This is a genomic window from Cytobacillus firmus DS1 (assembly GCF_000565285.1).
Lineage (GTDB): Bacteria > Bacillota > Bacilli > Bacillales > Cytobacillaceae > Cytobacillus > Cytobacillus firmus_A.
The window spans coordinates 137114-152199 of sequence record NZ_APVL01000007.1; the positions used below are offsets into that span (position 1 = coordinate 137114).

The following is a 15086-nucleotide window of genomic DNA, read 5'->3' on the forward strand; positions in this document are numbered from 1 at the left end:
TTAGGATGAGCCAACAGGAACAATTGGTAATTGCACCGGTAAAAGCAAGTGAGCAAATGGAATTTACTGCAGCAGATGCAGTTGTGAAGGAACTCGTCCGTGCTGGTGTTGAGGTGGCATTTGGGATTGTAAGCATTCATAATATGCCGATTTATGATGCCATCCTCCGTGATGGAAGAATTCATCTGGTATGCTCCCGCGGGGAGAGCGGTGCGGCAAATATGGCAGATGGTTATGCCCGTGCGACAGGAAAATTGGGAGTGGTCATCACGAGTACGGGAACTGGTGCAGGAAACGCTGCTGGTTCACTGATTGAGTCATGGGCAGCGGGGGTTCCGCTCCTGCATTTAACAGGTGAGGTTGCATCCCCCTATTTGGGAACTGGAAGAGGCTATATTCACGAGTGTAAAGACCAGCTGTCTATTATGGAGGGTTCATGCAAAAAAGCTATGCGGCTAAGAAGGCCTGAACAGGCAGCTGCGGTTATCAGGCAAGCCATTAAGGAAGCTGCTGCTGTACCTTCAGGACCTGTTTCAGTAGAAATTCCAATCGATTTCCAATCTGCAATTATACCGGATTATTCATTGGAAGAAGTGAATGTTTCAGTACAGGAAAACAGCTCAATATCGTATCTTCCAAAAGAGGCGATAACCAAAGTCAGCCAGGCCCGCCGCCCGGTCATTTGGGCAGGTGGGGGCGTCATTAGCTCCGGGGCTTCCAAAGAATTGCAGGAGCTTGCGGAAAGGATCGGGGCAGCCGTTATTACGAGCCAATCAGGAAAGGGCAGCATTCCGGAGGATCATCCTCAATGTATTGGCCACTTTGCATCATTTGAATTAACAAAAGATTTAGTGAAAAAATCGGATCTCCTGATCAGCATTGGAGTCAGATTTAGAGGGAATGAAACCTCCAACTGGAAAATAGAAGTTCCAGAAAATCATATCAGCATTGATGCTGATCTCCAGGCAATGAACAGAAATTATGCCGCGGCCATTGGGCTGGCAGGTGATGCTAAGCTTATATTGAGAAAAGTAAATGAAGAATTGGCTAAGGAATCATTATCACCTTCCAAAGATTATTTGGAAGAAGTGCTATCAGTAAGGAAAGAACTGCGTCTTCAGTTGAGAGCAACACTTGGACCATATGAAAAAATTGCTGATGCTATGCGTAAATTGCTCCCGCGGGATACTGTATTGGTGCGTGACGTTACGGTACAGGCAAATGTCTGGGGCAGCCGATTATTTGAAATATATCAGCCGCGTACATCCATACATGCTTCAGGCGGAGGAATTGGGCAAGGCTTGCCGACTGCAATCGGAGCACAAATGGGATGTAAGGATAGACAAGTTGTTTTATTAGCTGGAGATGGCGGCTTCATGGTCAATGTCGGTGAAATGGCAACTGCAATACAGGAAAGCCTTCCGATAATCGTCATCCTGTTTGATGATGCAGGATATGGTGTTCTCCGAAATATTCAGGATGCCGCCTATGGACGGCAGGTTGCGGTCGATTTAGTTAGCCCCGATTTCGTTTTGCTGGCTCAGTCCTTGGGATTTGCATCTGCAAAAATCGGTTCTCCGGAAGAATTCGCATCCGAGCTGGAGAAGGCAATGGACAGGAGAAAACCATCCATGATTGTAGTGGATATGGAAGCAGTCGGGCCAATGGCGAAACCATTTGGTGGGCCTCCTGGCGCGGCGGAAGCGTTCAAACCGAAAAAGTTGTAAGGGAGTGATTTGGGATGATTTCGACGTATCCATTTGTTTCAGGAAAATATTTAATAGCTGGAGAGTGGATCCAGACAGAAAATACAGCCCATGTTCTTAATCCGGCTGATCATCAGGAAGTTGTGGGCGAAGTTGCCTTGTGTACAGAAGAACAGGTTGAATTGGCCATTTCTGCTGCAGCAAAGGCTTTTGAAACCTGGTCGAAAAGTGAGATTGAGGACCGGGCAAACCGGATGAAGCTCGCTGCCGACGAGATTAAAGCAAGTGTCGAAGAGAACGTCACTTTGCTGATCCGAGAAAATGGAAAAGTGCTGGTGGAAGCGAAAAAAGACCTTCTGCGCTGTGTCGATATTATGAAGGAAACTGCCGAAGAGCTTTTGGAATGGTGGAAGCCTGAATCCATTCCCGGTTCCCAGAAGGTCCAAATCCGAAAGCGTCCCCGTGGGGTAACGGCAGTGATCTCTCCATGGAACTCACCAATGATCCTTACGTTTAAGCGGGTGATCCCAGCTGTTCTTGCCGGAAACACAGTCGTTGTAAAGCCGGCGACAAGCTGTCCGCTAACAATCATGTCATTCCTCAAGACAGTGGCTTCTTATTTCCCTGATGGAGTCATTAATGTTGTAACTGGTTCAGGAGGGCTGATCGGCAATAAGCTTTGCTCAGATCCGCGAATCCGAACCATTGCATTTGTCGGCAGTACCGAGACCGGGAAAGAAATCATGCGAGCTGCTTCAGGCACGGTGAAAAATGTCTACATGGAGCTTGGCGGAAATGATGCGGCTATTATTCTCGAAGATGCCAATCTGGATGAAAGCGCTATTAAGCGACTGCGTTTCGGAGTTCTTAGGGCAGCAGGCCAGGTGTGCTCAGCCATCAAAAGGATCTATGTCCATGAATCCCGATACGGGGAGCTGGTAGAAAAGCTTAGAAAAGAATTTCAGCATATTAAGGTTGGAAATGGCATTCAGCCTGATGCCGAGATGGGGCCTTTGAACAATAAGGCCCAGTACGAATATGTGAATGGCCTGATCGAACGCGCCAGAAAATCCGGAGCCACCGTCATCACAGGAGGGATTCAGCTTGATCCAGAGTCCTGGGATAAAGGCTATTACATACTGCCTGCAATCATCACCGGAGTGGATCAGAAAAGTGAAATTGTTCGTGCCGAACAGTTTGGACCTGTCATACCAATCCTTCCATTTAAAGAGGATGAGGAAGTCATCAGCCTGGCAAATGACAGTGAATTTGGTTTAAGGGCTTCTGTTTGGACAGAAGATGAATCCAAAGCACTTGAATTTGCAGACCGGTTAGAGGCCGGCGCCGTTTTCCATAATAATCATACCGTTTTTCAGGATCTCCGTCTGGACTTCCCGGGCCTAAAGGAAAGCGGACTTTCACGTGAAACGCGGCATTGCGGCCTGGAGTTTTTTGCAGATTCCTATGGTTTTGCCAATTAGGGGGATACCGATATGAAATTAGCCTTAATAGGAGGCGGGAATATAGGCAGGTTCCTGCTTCAAAGCATTAATATAGACTGCTTAATACCGAATGCGAAAATTATTGGCCTTCATACTCGCTGCCAGGAACAGGCAAAGGAACTATCACGTGAATTTGAAGCGGAAATCTTTGAAGACGTGGAATCCCTTTTAAAATCCGATGCCGACCTGGTTATTGAAGCAGCAACTGTTGAAGCTGTAGAAGAGTATGCTGCTTCCATTTTGCTTTCAGGCAAAGATCTGGTTGTCAGCAGTGTTGGGGCATTGGCAGACCGGGAATTTTATAAGTGCCTTGAAGAAATCTGCATCTTAAATAATACGAAAATCCACTTGCCATCAGGGGCAATCGGCGGACTGGATATTTTAAAAGCTGCCAAATCGATTGGTGAGCTGGATTCTGTCTCCATTATCACCAGGAAGCCTCCTCAGGCACTTCCTGGTGCCCCGCTTAATGGGGAAAAGGTGCTTTTTGAGGGTTCTGCCGCCGAAGCCATTAGATTATTCCCAAAGAATATCAATGTTTCCATTATCTTGTCTCTCGCGGGATTAGGTGCCGAGAATACCGGAGTTAAAATCATATCCGATCCAGCAGCAAGGAAAAATAGCCATACGATTGAGGCAGCAGGTTCTTTCGGAAAGCTGTCGCTTCAAGTCGAAAATGACCCGATGCCTAATAATCCAAAGACAAGCTACCTGGCAGCTCTAAGCATCCTGGCTTCATTGAAGAATAGGGATGAGATGATCCGGGTTGGATAGATGTAAACTGGTGCAACAGCAGGAAGAGAATATTTCATTCTTTTCCTCGCTCCTTGGAGAAGCTTATTTTAAGACGAAGGGGGAATTTACATATGATTAAAACGACAACTAAGAATTTAGAAGAAATGACCCAAAAAGAAACGATCGGCTACTTGAACGAAACAGTCCAGCCTGAGGCTGGATCCATTCCTGCTTTTATCCTCGCAGATCCTAAGATTTACGATATTGAGCATAAAAAGGTGTTTATGAAAACCTGGCTTTTTATTGGCCATGAATCAGAAATCCCAAATAAAAATGATTATATGCTAAGAGATTTAGCAGGCTACTCTATTATCATTACAAGAGATTCAGAGAATGAAATAAGCGGCTTTTACAATATGTGCACACACCGGGGGATGAAATTATGCCGTGCTGACAAAGGAAATAAATCCTCATTTGTATGTCCTTATCATGGATTCAATTTTAAAAACAATGGAGATCTGATTGGAGTGCCTCTGCAGAAGGATATTTATGGAACTGACCTGGATAAGTCCAAGCTGGGACTCCACAAAATAAGGATTGAATCGTATAAAGGCCTTATTTTTGGAACCTGGAATGAAGAAGCAGAGTCTCTTTCAGATTTTTTGGGCGATTTCAAATGGTATTTGGACATTTTAGCCGGGCGTGCTGAAATGGAGGTCGTCGGCCCTCCGCAAAGATTCATCATCCATTCGAACTGGAAGGTAGGAGCAGATAACTTTGTCGGCGATTCCTACCACACAATGGTCACTCATGGATCCATTGCAAAATTGGGCATGGTGCCCAGTGCAACATATTCCAAAAAGGGATACCAGATCCACACAATGAACGGGCATGGTTTAAATCTGGGCACTCCTAATCCTGATTTCGCATTCCCTGAAGAGCTGAAATCGGAATATAAATCCAATTTAACAGATGAACAATATGATGTGCTGGCCAATTTGAAAAATATGATCGGTAACATCTTTCCCAACCTGAGCTTCCTCATTTCGCATACAAAAGTGAAAGGGCAGCTGATTTCGAATACAACCGTTCGGATGTGGAGGCCAATTGGGCCCGATAAAATGGAAGTAATCGCCTGGTTCCTCGTAGAGAAAAATGCTGCAGAGGACTGGAAGAAACGTTCAAGGGATTCATTCATTTTAACGTTCAGCCCTTCAGGCATTTTCGAGCAGGATGATACAGAAGTATTTACTGACATAACCGCTGCCGCATCAGGTCCAATGCCTGTTATGAAAGAACTTGTCTACAATTATACGATGGGGATGCACCGTGAACCGGTCAGTGGTTTCAACGGTCCTGGTGTTGTCTACGATGATAAGTTTTCTGAAGCGAATCAAAGGAACTTCTATCGCTACTGGCTTGATCTCATGAACGCTTAAGTAAACTGGAACGATGCCTGGAAATGGGGGAATACAGAATGAGTTTAGAGAAAATGCTCGCAACCTATGAATTTGAACAATGGCTATACAGAGAAGCTGAGCGGCTTGATCATATCGATTTTGATGGCTGGTTCAGCCTTATGCATTCATCCCTGATTTATCAAATGCCTGTACGCGTCAATAAAGAAGGCACTGAAAGGCCGGATTATGCGGAAGATATGTTTTCGTTTAATGATGATATAGAGTTGCTGAGCCTGAGAGTCGAACGGTTAAAAACGGATTATGCCTGGGCGGAAATTCCGCCTTCCCGCACTCGCCGCTATGTAAGCAATGTGAAGCTTTCCGACTATGTCCCGAATGAAAAAGCATCTGTAAATAGTTATCTTCTAATCTATCGCAGTCGCAGTACAGACATCCATCATGACCTGATTTCAGGAGAACGGCGTGATGAATTTATATATGAGGATGGAGTCTGGAAATTGTCCAAGAGGGTTTTCATTGTCGATCAGACGACACTCAATACCAGAAATCTTGCTATTTTTGTATAAGGAGGAGCATCCAGTATGGCACTGCTTAGCGGAAAATCAGTCTATTTGACCGGAGGCGCCTCTGGCATTGGAAGGGCTGTTACAGAGAGTTTTATACAGGAAGGAGCCTTTGTAACTGTCCTGGATAAGTCAGCAGCTGGCCTCGAGCAATTGAAAAAGGAATTCGGTGATCGTGTTCTATGCGTGGAAGGGGACGTCACTGAATACGGGGATCACATTCACGCCGTTGAAGCGGCTGTGGAAGCGGCTGGGAAACTGGATGTATTCGTTGCTAACGCCGGCGTATTCGACGGGTTTGCCAATTTTAGTGAAGTAACACCGGAGGCCATGTCAGATGCCTATGACATGTTATTCAATATTAATGTCAAAGGGTATTTTAATGGTGCAAAAGCTTCAGCGGATGAATTAAAAAAAACAAATGGAAATATGATTTTCACGGTTTCCGGAGCCGGCTTTTACCCGGACGGGGGCGGAGTCTGGTATACAGCAAGCAAGCACGCGCAAATCGGCTTAATGCGCCAGCTTGCCTTTGAATTAGCCCCGGATATCAGGATAAATGCAGTCGCCCCCGGCGGCACATTGACGGCACTCAATGTCATTCATCCGCTTAAGCCGTTTGTGAAATCAGTCGATCCGGAAGCTAAAGCGAAAAGCATTAAATCCCGAAATCCACTTCGCATAGCCATGACCAGTGAGGACCATGTTGGAGCGTATCTATTGCTTGCTTCTGATCAATCCCGTGCCATTACAGGAGAAGTGATTTCCAGTGATGGAGGTCTTGCTGTACGGGGTTTATCCTGAGGAGAAGCGTTATTTAGGAGGAGTGTCTTATGGCAGAAAGCAAAACCGCTAAAGCGCCATTGGCAGGAAATCAGTCCATTAACCAGCTGGCTTTTGTAGTTCGGGATATTGAAGAGGCAAGTGAAGCTTTTTCAAGTTTACTGGGTGTTCCGAAACCTGAATGGTTTTTAACTGGTGATCAGGAAGTATCAAAGGTCATTTTCCGTGGAAAGCCTACTGCATCAAGAAGCAAATTAGCTTTTCTAAATACGCCAACTGTTCAATTTGAACTTATTGAACCGAATGAGGAACCGGGCACGATGCGGGAGTTTATGGATAGAGCCGGAGAAGGCATACACCATATTGCCTTTGATGTGGAATCCATCATAGAGCGGATGCCTTTTTTCGAGGAGAGCGGATACTCATCACTGCAAAGTGGAGAGTTTACAGCCAGTGAAGGCAAATATGTTTATGCAGATACCTTGAAGGACTGCAAGATATTGGTTGAACTCCTGGAAAGCTCTGAGGCAAGAAATACTGCAGCTGCCCCAGAATTACAAAGCTCTTTGCTTGGAACAAATAAAGTCGAGCAGCTGGCAATCGTGGTAAAAGATCTGGAGTTAGCTGCAGAAGCTTATTGTAAGCTTCTCGGTGCCGATAAGCCACCCATTATACAATCAGGCCCAAGTGAAGAGACACAGGTTATTTTCAGAGGTCAGCCAACAGAAGGTAAATCTAGATATATGTTCATCAATACACCCTTCATTCAAATTGAATTAATTGAACCAGGTGATTCACCAAGTACTTGGCAGGAACATCTGGAGAAATACGGGGAAGGTGTCCATCATATTTCGTTTCTTGTCGATAACCTGGATGAAAAAATCAGATTGCTGGAAGGAATGGGATATCCTGTCATACAAACTGGCAATTTTTTTAATGGGAAAGGCAAATACGCCTATATGGATACAACCTCAACATTTAAAGTGATTATTGAATTACTTGAGAGATTTTAAAGAATGGCCGAACGGCTGCACATAATTGTGCAGCCGTTTTTTAAGGTGGCATACATACCTGTTTAATTGTAAAATAATACCAATCTTGAAATAATTAGGGCGATTTATGTACACTTATGAATCTTTTGTAACAGATGGAACGTTTACATTATTAAGGCCGGTTATTTCCAGTTTCCTTTTAATAACCGTGATTCTATTCGTTCTTGTTTGGCTTCCTAAAGCCTTGCAGGGTTTTATGAACATATTTACGGTTATGGCGGTGGCCCTCATTTCAATCATTATATCTGGCCAGGTTATATTTTTCGAAGCCATTCTTGCCGATGAGCTGGGGATGGGAGGAGGAAGTGGATTTTGGATGTTCCTTGTGATTGTCTTCCTGGGAACCGTGAGCCCCATTATTTATTTAATGAGACATAGGGAGGCGGGATCGTGACTATTTCTGAAATTAAGAAACTGAGAATCAGACAGCTCCTGCTCTTAAATGCCACACTCCTATTTTTCTTAACAGCTTCTTACATTTTACAAATATTAATAGATATTACTTATTCACAAATGTTTATACTCCTTGGCATGGCAACTCTGATTCAATCCATAGTGGGATGGGTAAAGCGTAATTCCGCCAAATCTATTCTTCCTGTAATCGAACAAATTGCCATCTATGAAAAAGAAAAAATGGGCAATGAATGGAGTAAGCAGCGGACTGTGGGGAGTATTTGGACTCTGCTTGTCAGCAGCATCCTATTTTTCAATGCTTACTTCCATTCTGATTCCGGGGAATTTCTGAATATTGAACCGATGTTTTTATTTTTTCTGACTATCGGCATTCTAGTCATGATCAATATCAGCATGGTCATTCACACCAGAAAGGTGGATGGTGCTCAATCACCTGCAGACTTCACATGGTATACACGAAGCTCTAATGTAAGGGCTATTATCTTTGGTGCATATTACGCGATCCTTATCTGTGTATTCATACTATCATTAGTTTAACCGCTCCATATATGTTTTGGAGGGCCTTTTCTCTGCTTAAATACAAGTTGACAGGTCGGAATAGTTGGTTATATAATGTGAATAATTAATTCTGAGGGAGGAACAGATTATGAATGAACGTTATCCTGTTTTGGACGGTGCAGAATCATTTTACTATGAAGGCAATGAGATTGGGATCCTGATCACTCATGGTTTTCTTGGAACTCCCCAGAGTGTCCGGTTTTTGGGGGAATCATTTGCCAGGCTTGGCTATACTGTCTTTGCACCAAGGCTTAAAGGCCACGGCACACATTATAAAGATATTGAAAATACCTCTCATGAGGATTGGTTTGCTGAAGCAGAAAAGGGTTATCAATTTTTAAAAGAAAGATGCACATTTGTCTATGCTGCAGGTCAATCGATGGGTGGTGCCTTGACACTTTGGCTTGCTAATAAATATCCGGAAATTGCAGGTATTGTGTTAATAAATGCCGCTCTCCGGGTTCCATGTTATGAAAATTTAATCGGAAAATCAAACCCCAGGTACATTGATGAAGGTGCACCTGATATTAAAAAAGAGGATGTAGAGGAAATTACGTACGGGAAAGTTCCGGTCCCCTCCATCATCGAATTGCAGAAAGTCATGGAAAGAACACCAGACCTATTATCTTCCATTAATACACCTGTGTTAGGCTTCAAGTCGATAGAAGATCATGTAGTGCCTGCAGAGTGTACAGATTTTATTTTTCAAAAGATTGGCTCCAAGAAAAAGAAAGCTATATCGCTCTATAACTCCTATCATGTGGCATCCATGGACCATGATAAAGAAAAGATTGTCAGCATAACTCATCAGTATATCCAGGAGAATCAGGCAAACAGCTTGTCCTTTGTGTAAGGACGGGCTGTTTTTTTACGTTATGAAACTTTTTAAACATGCTGTCGTATAAAAGAAAAGGGTATTTAGCCTGTATTACAGAATAATACAGTACATCTACATAGGGAAGAAGATGATGGAAATGAAGGCGAGAAGTAAATGGCTCCGCATGTATAAAGTGTTTTCTTTGGCACTTCACATTATATTACAGATTTACTGGTATAAATGGACCCGCAAATCAGAAGCTGAGTGGGAAAAATTATGGTCTGCCATCGGGAAAAGCTTCCGGACAACACTTTTTGAATTAGAAGGGCTGCTGATTAAGATTGGTCAGTTCATCAGCATTCGTTCTGATTTGCTACCAAAAGCTTTCATCCAGGAACTTCAAGACCTGACTGATAAGGTGCCTGCGTCAGAATGGGGTGAAATCCAAAAAATTTTAAACGAAGAGTGGGGAAGCGAGCTCTCTAAAAAGGTGGTGGCGATTGAAAAAGAAGCCATAGCATCTGCTTCGATTGGAGAGGTATATAAAGGCGCTCTGCAGAATGGATCAATTGTCGCCATTAAAGTGCAGCGACCAAATATTCAATCTATCGTACATACCGACTTCCGGACCCTGAGTATTCTTGTCTGGTTCGCAGATCGGTTTGTCCCTATTCCAAAGGGATTCATTAATTTAAAAGTCCTTTTTCAGGAGCTTAAGCAGGTTATTGAGCGGGAGCTTGACTTTACAAAGGAAAAGGATACCCTGCTTTATTTTAAGGAACGCTTTAAAGACAGTGAAATGGTGAAAATTCCTGATGTGCATCAGGAGCTTTGCACCTCGAAAGTGCTTGTGATGGAATGGGTGGAGGGAAAAAGGCTTAATGATTCAGAAGCAGTTGAAAAACTTGAAATGCCCCGCCAGGATCTGGCCCGCCGTTTGATGAAGATCTTCCTGCCTCAATGGCTGGAACCTGGTATGTTTCATGCCGATCCCCATCCAGGAAATGTACAGTTCACAAGGGAGGGAAGGATCATTCTTCTCGATTTCGGTATGGCCGGTGAGATTTCAAAAAAAGATGCAGTTTCTTTTCAGAGTCTAATTGAATCCATTCTCGCTAAAAACTACAGTACAGCAGTCGAATGTCTGTCACAGCTGGGATTTCTTCTGCCGGAAGCTAATGCGGCAACAATGGAGAAAATGCTGTCAGAATGGATGGCATTTGATCTCTCTCAGGTAAAGGACATGGATTTAGTGGCTCTTAAGCTTGAACTAAATGATCTGATTGCTGCTCTTCCGATCCAGGTGCCAACACGTTTTGTTTTTCTTGGCAGATCATTTATGACAATCGAAGGGATTGTTCGCCATCTGGCACCAGATGAAGATCTTCTTGAGCTAGGGAAACCTGTTTTTACAGAATGGTTAAGCTCACAGGGGAATAAATGGTCATTTATTTGGAACATTATCCAATCCCAGCCGTTCTTTAAAATTTTTCATTCCGCAGCGGAGTTCCTGGAAACACCTCGTAAATTGGAAAAAATGAAAGAGGCCGGTCAAAGAAGAGAGTTTCAATTTACGATCTATGAAAATCGGAAAAAGCAGCTTTTTCAGCTATTCATGCTGGGTTTAACTGGGTCAGGCTTTGGCGTTTATGCAGAAGAAACACTGATCATGCAGTTATCCGCAGGCATAGCAGGCATTGCGCTTTTAGGGTATGGAGTGAACAGCTGGAGACTGGGGAAATGGCTGAAATATATGCCGGAAAAACGGCGATAATCAAAAGAGCCGATTTTGGCTCTTTTTCACTTTTGAACTATAAACTGCCGGATTATGATAAAATATTTTGTTAGGTAAACAATTATTCGGAAAAGGAGAGTACTCAGTGTGCTGATTCAAATCAATAAACAGCTGGAGAAAATGATGCCATTGATTACTCCAATAAGCGTGGTTCTTGGTGTTATGCTCGCAGGTTATATAAAGGATTTTGCCTTTATCATTCCTTGGGTTTTTGCACTTATGACGTTTTCAGGCAGTCTGAACTCGAGTTTTAGCAGTTTAAAGGAAATCATTCACCATCCAAAGCCGCTTTTTCTCATTTTGTTTTTGCTTCATATTTTGATGCCTCTCTTTGCATGGAGCACCGGCACACTTGCGTTCGGGGATGATTCTTTAACTATTACCGGGCTGGTATTGGCTATGGCCATTCCGACTGGCATATCAAGCTTTATATGGGTTTCGATATATCGCGGAAATATCCCGCTGACTTTGTCTATTATTCTGGTAGATACCTTTCTGTCACCCTTTATTGTACCGCTGACTTTGTCTGTATTTTTCCAGAAATCTGTACAGATCGATGCCGTGCCGATGATGACCGGGTTATTTGGCATGATTGTTCTGCCTTCTTTTCTTGGCATGCTTTTCAATCAATTTGCAGGAAAAAGCGCTGCAGCCTTAAGCAGCCGGCTATCTCCTTTTTCAAAGCTTGGCATGGCCATTGTGGTTATGCTAAATGGAGCAGTTGTTGCCCCGTATTTGAAGGAGGTCAATCTTAAATTGATCCTCATCGGGATCACTGTATTTTGTGTGGCATTTATGGGCTATCTGATCTCCTTCATCATCGCAAATGTACTGAAATACGATCAGGGCACGACGGTGGCTGTTACATTTAATGGAGGCATGAGGAATATAAGTGTTGGCTCTGTCCTGGCAGTCACTTATTTTCCTGCACCTGTTGCGGTTCCTGTAGTCATCGGCATGCTCTTTCAGCAGGTATTGGCATCCCTGTATGGACTCATTATGAAGCGTCATTTCAGCAGGAAGGTTCTGCAGGATGGTCATAGTGTGTAACAATTTAGCTCCTGTTTCAGGAGCTTTTTTAGTTTGAAAATTAGTAACTTAATCAAGAATTTCAATTTGTATAAGAATAATTGGCTAAATCAACTTTCCGCACATAAAGAAGCGTTATGCGCACATAAAAAATTTTTTTCAATATAAAAGAGCGGCATCCGCATGGCAAGATATGAATATGGTCACTAATTTCATTTAAAAAATTCACTTAATGGTCCAATACGCAATGAAATACATAATTTTCACCCGAAAACAGGTTTTAACCCCCTTAATTCCGGGTAGAATATCGGGGGATATCGCCGGCATTGAAATTATCTTTAAAAAAAGTTATAATAAGACGTTGTTAACACTACCGAGGGGGAAGTTTTTTTGTCAATCGAAATTGGAAGCAAGGTACAAGGAAAAGTAACAGGGATTACAAATTTCGGAGCTTTTGTCGAGCTGCCAGGCGGCACGACTGGTCTAGTTCACATCAGTGAGGTAGCTGACAGCTATGTTAAAGATGTCAATGATCATTTAAAAGTTGGCGATGAAGTAACTGTTAAAGTGCTTAGTGAGAAGGAAGGCAAAATTGCCTTGTCCATCAAAAAAGCAGTGGACAGACCGGAAGGCCAATCCTCTTATTCACAGCGCCCACCGCGCCAGGGAAGAGATGATCGCCGCGGCGGTGGTTCCAGAGATTTCCGTTCAAAAGGAAACTTTAAGCCAAAGGAAAGCTTTGAAGACAAAATGGCAAAATTCTTAAAATCGAGTGAAGAAAATATTTCTTCATTGAAGCGCAATACTGAAGGAAAGCGGGGCGGCCGAGGCGGACGCCGCGGATAAGCAGCCCTTTAGATAATGGGAAACTTCAATCAGCAAGGAAGTTTCCTGACTGATTGTTCGTTATCCTGTGATAAAGGCAAGCCGTTTAAGGCTTGCCTCTTTTCGTTTATATTTCAATTATGATCGGCAGGATCATTGGTTTACGCTTTGTTTTTTCAAATAAAAACTGTCCAAGTGATTTTTTGATGCTCTGCTTGATGACATTCCACTGGCTTTTATCCTGTTCAGGAAGATCGTTGACGGTCTTTTCGGCAATCCGGTTTATGTCTCTCAGCAGGTCTTCGGATTCCCGTGCATAAATAAAACCCCGGGAGATGGTATCCGGCCTTGATATCATTTTGCGTTCACTCTTGCTCATGGTCAGTACGATCACAAGCATGCCATCCTCGGAAAGCTGCTTCCTGTCGCGGAGCACGATGCTGCCAATGTCACCCACACCCACTCCATCCACATACGTATCTCCTGCAGGCACCCGCCTTGTCTGGCGTGCTTCTCCGTTTTCAATATCAACGACATCTCCATTTTTAATGATAAAAGTATTCCCTTTTTCAACACCAATCGATTCAGCAAGCAATTTATGATGATGAAGCATTCTGTATTCACCGTGAATGGGAATAAAATATTTCGGCTTCATCAATGTGAGCATAAGCTTTAAATCCTCCTGATAGCCGTGACCGGACACATGCATTCCTGTTGAGCTGCCTGAACCGTAAATTACGCGCGCTCCCAATTTAAACAGGTTGTCAATAATTTTTGAAACATCGCGTTCGTTGCCTGGGATTGGGGAGGCAGCCAGAATCACGGTATCTTCAGGATGAATTTCAGCGTCACGGTAATTTCCGGAAGAAAGGCGTGAGAGGGCAGCCATCGGCTCACCCTGGCTGCCGGTACATAGTATGCATACCTTTTCAGGAGCGAGATTCATTGCCTCTTTTGGGTTGATGATCATTCCCTCCGGAACGGCCAGATACCCGCGTTCAATGGCCACATCCACCACATTCACCATGCTTCGGCCAAGCAGGACAAGCTTCCGGTTTGCCTTAATGGCTGCAGCGACCACCTGCTGAACACGGCTCACATTGGAAGCGAAAGTTGAGATGATAATCTTGCGCGGAGCCTTCATAAATGCTTCCTCAATATTTTCCCCGACAATATGCTCAGTTGGCGAAAAGCCAGTCCGCTCAGCATTAGTGCTTTCTGAAAGTAATGCGAGAACTCCTTCCCGCCCGATTTCAGCCATTCTGTGAATATCAGCATGCTCTTGATTTACAGGGGTCAAATCAAATTTAAAATCACCGGTATGAACGACATTTCCCTCGGGTGTTTTAAACACGATACCCAGACAGTCCGGGATGCTGTGATTCACTTTGAAAAAGCTGACGCCTAACTCACCAAAATCAAGGCGGGTATCAGAATCAATGGTGATCAGCTCGGAGTCACCAAGCAGGCGGTGCTCCGTTAGTTTTAATTCAATAAGCCCAAGTGTAAATCGGGTGGCATAAACAGGCATATTAATTTTTTTCAGGAGATAGGCAACCCCGCCAATATGATCCTCATGTCCATGAGTGACAATCAACCCGCGAATTTTCTCCCGGTTTTCCTCAAGGTATGTGATGTCCGGAATGATCAAATCGATCCCCAACAATGTCTCGTCGGGGAATTTCCCTCCAGCATCAATCACGACAATATCATTATGATATTGGATGACATACATGTTTTTCCCAATTTCATTGATGCCGCCCAGAGAAAATATGGATAACTGCTTACCGTTTGACTCCATATGCAAATCCTCCCACTTTAAGATTTTTCTTAGCATTCCCATTTGGATGTCTGAAATGTAGAACAGGGAGAAAAAAATAGTGCCG

At 43.7% G+C, this 15086-nt stretch carries 14 protein-coding genes; 13 read left to right on the plus strand and 1 reads right to left on the minus strand.

The window, feature by feature from the left end; translation table 11 throughout:
• Positions 1-5 precede the first annotated feature (5 nt).
• The 13 genes from PBF_RS11070 to PBF_RS11130 all read left to right on the plus strand — a co-directional run bounded on the left by PBF_RS11070 (position 6) and on the right by PBF_RS11130 (position 13221).
• Positions 6-1727, plus strand: a complete 1722-nt coding sequence (locus tag PBF_RS11070; protein ID WP_035329818.1) for a thiamine pyrophosphate-binding protein — start codon at positions 6-8, stop codon at positions 1725-1727.
• Positions 1728-1741: 14 nt separating this feature from the next.
• A complete protein-coding gene (locus PBF_RS11075; RefSeq protein WP_035329819.1) occupies positions 1742-3187 on the plus strand; it encodes an aldehyde dehydrogenase family protein in 1446 nt (481 codons plus the stop codon).
• Between the two features lie 12 nt (positions 3188-3199).
• Entirely contained in the window at positions 3200-3982 is a 783-nt protein-coding gene (nadX, locus tag PBF_RS11080; RefSeq protein ID WP_035329820.1) for an aspartate dehydrogenase, read from the plus strand.
• 92 nt (positions 3983-4074) lie between these two features.
• Positions 4075-5382, plus strand: a complete 1308-nt coding sequence (locus PBF_RS11085; protein WP_051488870.1) for an aromatic ring-hydroxylating dioxygenase subunit alpha — start codon at positions 4075-4077, stop codon at positions 5380-5382.
• 38 nt (positions 5383-5420) lie between these two features.
• The gene (locus PBF_RS11090) at positions 5421-5930 is read left to right on the plus strand and encodes an aromatic-ring-hydroxylating dioxygenase subunit beta (RefSeq protein WP_035329821.1); all 510 of its coding nucleotides are present in this window, start codon (positions 5421-5423) and stop codon (positions 5928-5930) included.
• 15 nt (positions 5931-5945) lie between these two features.
• Positions 5946-6731: a 3-(cis-5,6-dihydroxycyclohexa-1,3-dien-1-yl)propanoate dehydrogenase gene (locus PBF_RS11095; protein WP_035329822.1), complete on the plus strand. Its 786-nt coding sequence runs from the start codon at positions 5946-5948 to the stop codon at positions 6729-6731.
• Positions 6732-6760: 29 nt separating this feature from the next.
• On the plus strand, positions 6761-7723 hold the full coding sequence (locus tag PBF_RS11100) for a VOC family protein (RefSeq protein WP_035329823.1): 963 nt from the start codon (positions 6761-6763) through the stop codon (positions 7721-7723).
• Between the two features lie 106 nt (positions 7724-7829).
• A complete protein-coding gene (locus PBF_RS11105) occupies positions 7830-8156 on the plus strand; it encodes a hypothetical protein (RefSeq protein ID WP_035329824.1) in 327 nt (108 codons plus the stop codon).
• Positions 8153-8713, plus strand: coding sequence for a hypothetical protein (locus tag PBF_RS11110; protein WP_035329825.1), 561 nt, complete (start codon positions 8153-8155; stop codon positions 8711-8713). The genes PBF_RS11105 and PBF_RS11110 overlap by 4 nt, the downstream gene beginning before the upstream one ends.
• 109 nt (positions 8714-8822) lie before the next feature.
• Positions 8823-9587, plus strand: a complete 765-nt coding sequence (locus PBF_RS11115) for an alpha/beta hydrolase (RefSeq protein WP_035329829.1) — start codon at positions 8823-8825, stop codon at positions 9585-9587.
• A 121-nt stretch (positions 9588-9708) separates the two neighbouring features.
• Positions 9709-11325, plus strand: a complete 1617-nt coding sequence (locus PBF_RS11120; RefSeq protein WP_035329956.1) for an ABC1 kinase family protein — start codon at positions 9709-9711, stop codon at positions 11323-11325.
• A gap of 108 nt (positions 11326-11433) precedes the next feature.
• Positions 11434-12396, plus strand: coding sequence for a bile acid:sodium symporter family protein (locus tag PBF_RS11125; protein ID WP_035329830.1), 963 nt, complete (start codon positions 11434-11436; stop codon positions 12394-12396).
• Positions 12397-12765: 369 nt separating this feature from the next.
• Positions 12766-13221, plus strand: coding sequence for a S1 domain-containing RNA-binding protein (locus PBF_RS11130; RefSeq protein WP_035329831.1), 456 nt, complete (start codon positions 12766-12768; stop codon positions 13219-13221).
• 106 nt (positions 13222-13327) lie between these two features.
• On the opposite strand, the gene PBF_RS11135 is transcribed toward PBF_RS11130, so the two are convergent.
• Positions 13328-15001, minus strand: a complete 1674-nt coding sequence (locus PBF_RS11135) for a ribonuclease J (protein WP_035329833.1) — start codon at positions 14999-15001, stop codon at positions 13328-13330.
• Positions 15002-15086: the final 85 nt, after the last annotated feature.

Coding starts and splice junctions, on each gene's coding strand:
- PBF_RS11105 (WP_035329824.1), top strand. CDS start 7,830: ATGTACACTTATGAATCTTTTGTAACAGATGGAACGTTTACATTATTA.
- PBF_RS11085 (WP_051488870.1), top strand. CDS start 4,075: ATGATTAAAACGACAACTAAGAATTTAGAAGAAATGACCCAAAAAGAA.
- nadX (WP_035329820.1), top strand. CDS start 3,200: ATGAAATTAGCCTTAATAGGAGGCGGGAATATAGGCAGGTTCCTGCTT.
- PBF_RS11075 (WP_035329819.1), top strand. CDS start 1,742: ATGATTTCGACGTATCCATTTGTTTCAGGAAAATATTTAATAGCTGGA.
- PBF_RS11135 (WP_035329833.1), bottom strand. CDS start 15,001: ATGGAGTCAAACGGTAAGCAGTTATCCATATTTTCTCTGGGCGGCATC.
- PBF_RS11095 (WP_035329822.1), top strand. CDS start 5,946: ATGGCACTGCTTAGCGGAAAATCAGTCTATTTGACCGGAGGCGCCTCT.
- PBF_RS11090 (WP_035329821.1), top strand. CDS start 5,421: ATGAGTTTAGAGAAAATGCTCGCAACCTATGAATTTGAACAATGGCTA.
- PBF_RS11115 (WP_035329829.1), top strand. CDS start 8,823: ATGAATGAACGTTATCCTGTTTTGGACGGTGCAGAATCATTTTACTAT.
- PBF_RS11120 (WP_035329956.1), top strand. CDS start 9,709: ATGAAGGCGAGAAGTAAATGGCTCCGCATGTATAAAGTGTTTTCTTTG.
- PBF_RS11100 (WP_035329823.1), top strand. CDS start 6,761: ATGGCAGAAAGCAAAACCGCTAAAGCGCCATTGGCAGGAAATCAGTCC.
- PBF_RS11070 (WP_035329818.1), top strand. CDS start 6: ATGAGCCAACAGGAACAATTGGTAATTGCACCGGTAAAAGCAAGTGAG.